General features: G+C 64.6%; 7 protein-coding genes. All 7 read right to left on the bottom strand.

The window, feature by feature from the left end:
• The coding region (locus tag AXW67_RS29135; protein WP_082907694.1) for an IS481 family transposase at positions 1-950 on the bottom strand (950 nt) is incomplete at its 3' end.
• A 36-nt stretch (positions 951-986) separates the two neighbouring features.
• Entirely contained in the window at positions 987-1,649 is a 663-nt protein-coding gene (locus AXW67_RS29130; RefSeq protein ID WP_063680659.1) for a DUF805 domain-containing protein, read from the bottom strand.
• 237 nt (positions 1,650-1,886) lie between these two features.
• Entirely contained in the window at positions 1,887-2,732 is an 846-nt protein-coding gene (gene dapD / locus AXW67_RS29125) for a 2,3,4,5-tetrahydropyridine-2,6-dicarboxylate N-succinyltransferase (protein WP_063680658.1), read from the bottom strand.
• A 284-nt stretch (positions 2,733-3,016) separates the two neighbouring features.
• On the bottom strand, positions 3,017-3,706 hold the full coding sequence (locus AXW67_RS29120; RefSeq protein WP_063680657.1) for a pyrimidine 5'-nucleotidase: 690 nt from the start codon (positions 3,704-3,706) through the stop codon (positions 3,017-3,019).
• A gap of 102 nt (positions 3,707-3,808) precedes the next feature.
• Complete coding sequence (locus tag AXW67_RS29115) at positions 3,809-4,795, bottom strand: DUF1036 domain-containing protein (protein ID WP_063680656.1); 987 nt, start codon at positions 4,793-4,795, stop codon at positions 3,809-3,811.
• A gap of 149 nt (positions 4,796-4,944) precedes the next feature.
• Complete coding sequence (argB, locus tag AXW67_RS29110) at positions 4,945-5,832, bottom strand: acetylglutamate kinase (protein ID WP_027552138.1); 888 nt, start codon at positions 5,830-5,832, stop codon at positions 4,945-4,947.
• Positions 5,833-5,992: 160 nt separating this feature from the next.
• Positions 5,993-6,263 (bottom strand): DUF423 domain-containing protein (locus AXW67_RS29105; protein WP_245315771.1); only part of this gene is annotated, 271 nt, incomplete at its 5' end.

The following is a 6,263-nucleotide window of genomic DNA, read 5'->3' as shown; positions in this document are numbered from 1 at the left end:
CTGTGGAATCTCAACAGGTCGTCCTCCGGGAGACGGAGGCGGCTGATGGGTGGTTTGGCTTGCAAACTACCGTGTGGGCGATGCCAGTTGTAGTGCTGAAGCCAGATTGGCAGGTTTTTGGCGCGCTGGTCTGAGGTGTCGTAGGAGCGAGCGTAAGCCCACTCGCGCAGCGCTGTCTGGATGAAGCGTTCGGCCTTGCCGTTTGTTTGGGGCCGATATGGTCTGGTGAAGATGTGCCTGAGGCCGAGCTTCCCGCACGCTCTGGCGAAGGCCTTGGCACGGTAGCAAGAGCCATTGTCGGTCATGATGCCGGTGACCTTCATACCGAGGCTGCGGTAGTAAGCGACGGCTTCCCTGAGGAAGGCGATGGCACTTTCCTTTTTCTGATCACGCCGGATCTGGGAGAAGGCCAGGCGCGATGCATCGTCGATCGCCACGTGGACGAACTCGTGGCCGGCGCCGCGGCTTTCACCCTTCTGACGATCGTGCGTGATGCGGTGGCCGGGTCTGACGAACCTGCCGAGCTTCTTGATGTCGATATGGATCAGCTCGCCGGGCTGCTCGCGCTCGTAGCGGCGCACCGGCTCGGCCGGCTCCAGATCGCGTGTCCGGCTTAATCCCAGGCGGCGGAGTATGCGGCTGACGGTGGCCCGTGACAGCCCAACCTCGGCTGCGATCTGCTTGCCGGTGTGGCGCTGCCGGCGCAACGCCTCGACGGCCTCGCACGTGGCCCGCGGGGTTTGGCTTGGCGATGAAAGGGGTCTGGAGGAACGATCACGCAATCCCTCGACACCTGCTGCGCGGAACCGCTCGACCCATTTGGCTACCGTTTTCGGTGTCGTGTTGAACTGGTCAGCCGCGGCAGCCTGGCTCAGTCCGTCCTCGACCACGCCTCGCACCATCGCCTCTCGACCTGTGGGCGTCAAAGGCGCATTCTTGTGGACGTTCATCTGGTCTCTCCGTGGAAACGTTGAAGCTTCGCAACCTCAGCTTCCTCGGTTCAGACCAGATGGACAACCTCCTGAGACACCAAAGCTAGCGCTGGGCGGGGCAAATTCGAGCTCGCTCAGCTGGTCCCAGCTTTTCGCTGGACGAGAGGTGGATGCCGGGCTTTCCTCGAATTCGGCCAGCGGATCGGGACCGAACCGGTTGTGGCTCGCGCTACCGGGTACGAAGAACATCTCGATGGTGCCCCACAGCCACAGGATGGAGGCGGCCAGGCTGTAGGGAAGCATCCAGTTCGACTTGGGCAGCAAGTCCGAGAACTGGCCGAACAGGCCGGGCACGACGAAGAACGGAATGATCCACCAGCCGGTCCTGTCGCGGTCGTGCAGCCGCTTGATCGCGGTCGCAAGGTAGATCCACAGGAATAGCGAGGTGCCGAACGCTCTCAGGATGAGGGGCGCGCGGTTGGCGGATGCCAGATGACGATAGGCCCGGGGATCGACCATCTTGAAGAGATCGTCGAGGCCGAAGTCGAAGTCGAACTCGAAGCTGGTGGAGAAGGATCTGGTCCCTTCAAGGACCCCGATGGCCTGACTGATGATCTCCAGCAGGGCCGCCAGCAGCGCGACGATCAGCAGCGCCTGCCACAGCAGCGCGCGGTTGATGCGGCCGTCGAAGCGGAAGAGGTACCAGGTCCAGTCCATACCAAAGGCTCCGGGCGGTCGAGGCCGCCCGGCGATTGGTCGCGATGGAAGGAGGGAGGGTTCGATTGAGCGGGCTGGGGCCGCGGGTCACCTCGCCCCGCTTGCGGGGAGAGGTCGGTCGCGAAGCGACCGGGTGAGGGGGCTCTCCGCGAGGGCAATAGTCACCGTCTTTGCGGAAGCAGCCCCTCACCCCAACCCTCTCCCCGCGAAGGGCGGGGAGAGGGAGAGGAGAGAGTCTTAATCCCGCAGCAGCTCGTTGATGCTGGTCTTGGCGCGGGTGCGCTCGTCGACGCGCTTGACGATGACCGCGCAGGCGGTGCTGGGACCGATCTGGCCGTTCTTCATGGGCTTGCCGGGCAAGGCGCCGGGCACGACCACCGAATATTCCGGCACTTCGCCGATGAATGTTTCGCCGGTCTCGCGGTCGACGATCTTGGTCGAGGCGCCCAGGAACACGCCCATCGCCAGCACCGCGCCCTTGCGCACGATCACGCCTTCGGCGACCTCCGAGCGCGCGCCGATGAAGCAATCGTCCTCGACGATGACAGGCTCGGCCTGCAGCGGCTCGAGCACGCCGCCGATGCCGGCGCCGCCGGAGATATGCACGCGCTTGCCGATCTGGGCGCACGAGCCGACCGTGGCCCAGGTGTCGACCATGGTGCTCTCATCGACATAAGCGCCGAGATTGACGAAGGAAGGCATCAGCACGACGTTCTTGGCGATGAAGGCCGAGCGGCGGACGACCGCTCCCGGCACCGCGCGAAAACCGGCGTCGCGAAAACGGTTCTCGCCCCAGCCCTCGAACTTCGAGGGCACCTTGTCCCACCAATTGGCCTTGCCCGGACCGCCGGGAATGACGCCCATGTCGTTGAGGCGGAAGGAGAGCAGCACGGCCTTCTTCAGCCATTGATTGACCTTCCACTTGCCGTCAGCCCCGCGCTCGGCGACGCGCGCCTCGCCCTTGTCCAGGATCTCCAGCGCCTGATCCACGGCCTCGCGGACCTCGCCCTTGGTCGAGGTCGAGATGCCGTCGCGCGCGTCGAAAGCGCTGTTGATGGTGGATTCGAGGGCTTGGAGGGACATCGGAATTTCCTCTCAGAAGGGCAGGATTTGTGATGGATTGGGAGGCTTTTTCGGGATTTGGAGGAGAGGAGTCAAGCTTGGGTTCTCCGTCATCACCCGCGAAAGCGGGTGATCCAGTACGCCGCGGCGGTTGTGATGAATCGAGATAGCAGTGATTACTGGATACCCCGCTTGCCGCCTACGCTAAAGCTTCGGCGTCCCAAGAGCGTAAGCCCCGGCGAAGCCTTGGCGTAGCCGGGTCGCGGGGTATGACGCCTCATTCGGGCTTCACCGCCGCTACGGATTCAACGCGACAGCTTCGCCAAAAACCCAGCCAGATCATCCGTGACGTGGTCGACATGGGCGGCATCCCGCCCTTCCAGTTCCCAGTCCTCGCGCACCACCTCCTGCGTGCCGTCGGGCACCACCAGGACGGTGGTCATGCCGAGTTCGTGCGGGACGGTGAGGTTGCGGGCGAGGTCCTCGAACATCGCGGCGCGGGTCGGATCGACCGCATGGTCGGCGAGGAATTTTTCGTAGGTCTGCGGCGCCGGCTTGGGCTCGAACCCGGCCGCGATGATGTCGAACACCGCGTCGAAATGCGTGGCCAGACCGAGCCGCGCCAGCACCGCATCGACGTGGTCGACAGAACCGTTGGTCAGGATCAGCTTGCGTCCGGGAAGTTTCGCGATGGCTTCGCCGAGCGCGGGGTTCGGCTCCAGCGGCGAATGGTCGATCTTGTGGACATAGGCGAGGTAGTCGTCGGCACGCACGCCATGCAGGGTCATCATGCCGCGCATCGTGGTGCCGAAGCGCCGGTAATAGTCCTTCTGAAGTTTTCGCGCTTCTTCCGGCGTGACGTTCAGCCAGCTGCAAACGAACTCCCCGATCCGCGCATCGACCTGCTGCCACAGGTTGACGTGATGCGGATAGAGCGTGTTGTCGAGGTCGAACACCCAGGTGTCGACGTGCGTGAAGGTGCGGGGGGATTTCATCTCAAATCTCCATCCGTTGACCGTGGCCGCGACCCCGCCCTCGATCGTCGTCCTGGCTTTCGCCAGAACGACGATGGGATGTGTGGCGTCACCACCATCACATCACGGCATCGCAAAGCGCAGCGTCTTGCCGCCGCTCGACATATCCACGGCGCCAAAGCCCGTCGCCGCAAAACCGCGCGCCGGACAATCGTTCTGCTCGCTGGTTTCGAACTTGCTCTCGCGCGTGCAGAGCTGCCTGTCGCCACCCCAGTTCAGCGGCCGGTCCTTCAGCTTGATGGTTCGGTTGTCGCCATCGACCGCCTCCGCGAAGCTGAAGATCTGCTTCGGCTGGCCTGTCACATCCGGGTGCAGGCATTTGCCGGGATCGATGCGATACCAGCCGCGGCTCGTCACCGCCTTGCCGTCGTCGGTGGCAACCGCCGCCATCACCTTGTGCGGCGTGTCGTTGCACCAGGTCAGCCCGCTCGCCGAGGGCGTCTGCACGGCATCCACCATGGTCTTGAACAGATTCGGCGAGGACACGATGTCGGACGAGAGCCCGCGGCTCTTCAGGAAGGCGGCAAGCGCTCCCTGCGTCTTCGGCCCGTCGACGCCGTCGATCGGCGCCGCATCATAGCCTGCGATCACCAGCAGCCGCTGGATGCCGGCGAGCCGCGCCTGCTCGTCGTCATATTCGGAGTCCTCGGCGAGATAAGCGACGAAATTGCCGTCATCGCCTTGGGTCGGCGTGATCTGGGTAAAGGCGGCCTGGGTCTGGCCGCTGCGGCATTGCCGCGCTGCGGCGATGACGAAATTGTCCTGCGCCACGCAGAGCATGTCGCTGCCGTTCTGTGGGATCGGCGAGGCGCCATAGACGCCGAGCGCGCGGGCATTGAGCAGGATGCGATCGGCGGAGAGCGTGCCCTGCACCACCACGCGGCAGGTGGCGGGATCGATCCGGAACCAGCCTCGCGTCGCGGTCGCCGCCTTGTCGTCAATGCCGATCGCGGCCTCCACCACATAGGACATGCGGTTGCAGATCTTGAGGTCGGCGATGGACGGTGCGGAGGAGAAGACGAACGAGACGACGGCCGCCGGCAGCGTCATCAGGAAGCGGGTCAGGGCGGAACGGCGGAGTGGCCTTGCTCTCCGCTCGTCAGTGCCGCGAGAAAGGTCGTGGATGGCCGGGACATTTGAGCGAAGACGCGCTTCGCGCTCTTGCCCGGCCATGACGCCTTTCTTTGTCCGCTCTTCCATCACTTATGGATCAGCGTGCCCGTGCCCTGGTTGGTGAAGAGCTCGAGCAGCACGGCGTGCTGCATCTTGCCGTCGATGATGACGACGCCCTCCACGCCCTGTTCGAGCGCGTAGATGCAGGTCTCGACCTTCGGGATCATGCCGCCGGAAATGGTGCCGTCGGCGATCAGTTTGCGCGCGTCCTTCACCGAGAGCTGCGGGATCAGCTTCTTCGACTTGTCGAGCACGCCCGGCACGTCGGTGAGCAGCAGGAGGCGCTTTGCCTTCAGCGCGCCGGCGATTGCACCCGCGAAGGTGTCGCCGTTGATGTTCAGCGTTTGGCCGTCATGCGATGTCGCAAGCGGCGCCAGCACCGGGATCAGCTCGTAGCCGATGAGCTGGTTGAGCAGCGTGAGGTCGACCTTCTCGGGGTCGCCGACGAAGCCGAGATCGACCGCCTTCTCGATGTGCGAGTCCGGATCGACCATGGTGCGCGTCGTCTTGGACGCCTTCACCATGTTGCCGTCCTTGCCGGAGAGTCCCACCGCCTTGCCGCCGGCATCATTGATGTAGCCGACGATCTGCTTGTTGACCGAGCCGGCGAGCACCATCTCGACGACCTCGATGGTCGCGGCATCGGTGATGCGCAGGCCCGCGGCGAATTCCGAGACGATGCCGAGGCGCTTCAGCATGGTCGCGATCTGCGGCCCGCCGCCATGCACCACCACCGGATTGATCGCGGTCTGCTCGAGCAGCACGATGTCGCGGGCAAAGTTCTTCGCGGTTTCCTCGTCGCCCATGGCATGGCCGCCATATTTGATGACGATGGTTTCTTCGTCGTACTGCTGCATGTGCGGCAGCGCTTCGGACAGGATGCGGGCCTGGTCGAGCGGGGAGATGTCGGTCATGGGGCGGATCTCGCTGGCGGGACTGTCGGGCCGCGTTCTATCCGATTGGCGGGGCGGGCGCAAAGTGGTCTTCGCGCCCCGGACGCGGCGCATCACCATAGCGCGTCGAAGACGCGCGTAAACGCGCTTCAGGTGCCGCACCGCGTCCGGGGCACGAGCGTCATTTCCCCGGCCACACCGCCGCCACGCTCACGGCCAGCCAGCTCAAGATCAGCAGCGTTCCGCCGGTCGGCGCGGCGTAGGGAAACAGCGAATGGCCGGCGTATTGGCGCAGCGTCAGGTCGCCCGCGAACAGCGTCGCCGCAATCACGAAGCCGAACGCTGCGATGAGGCCAATTCCGCCGTGCAGAAGGCCGCGCGCAAGCAAGGCGACGGCGGCGAGGACGGCGGTTGCGTGAAACAACAGCATCGCGCTGGCGCTGGCGAGCCGG

The sequence above is a fragment of the Bradyrhizobium neotropicale genome (assembly GCF_001641695.1).
Lineage (GTDB): Bacteria > Pseudomonadota > Alphaproteobacteria > Rhizobiales > Xanthobacteraceae > Bradyrhizobium > Bradyrhizobium neotropicale.
This window is presented reverse-complemented; position numbering and strand designations above follow the sequence as displayed.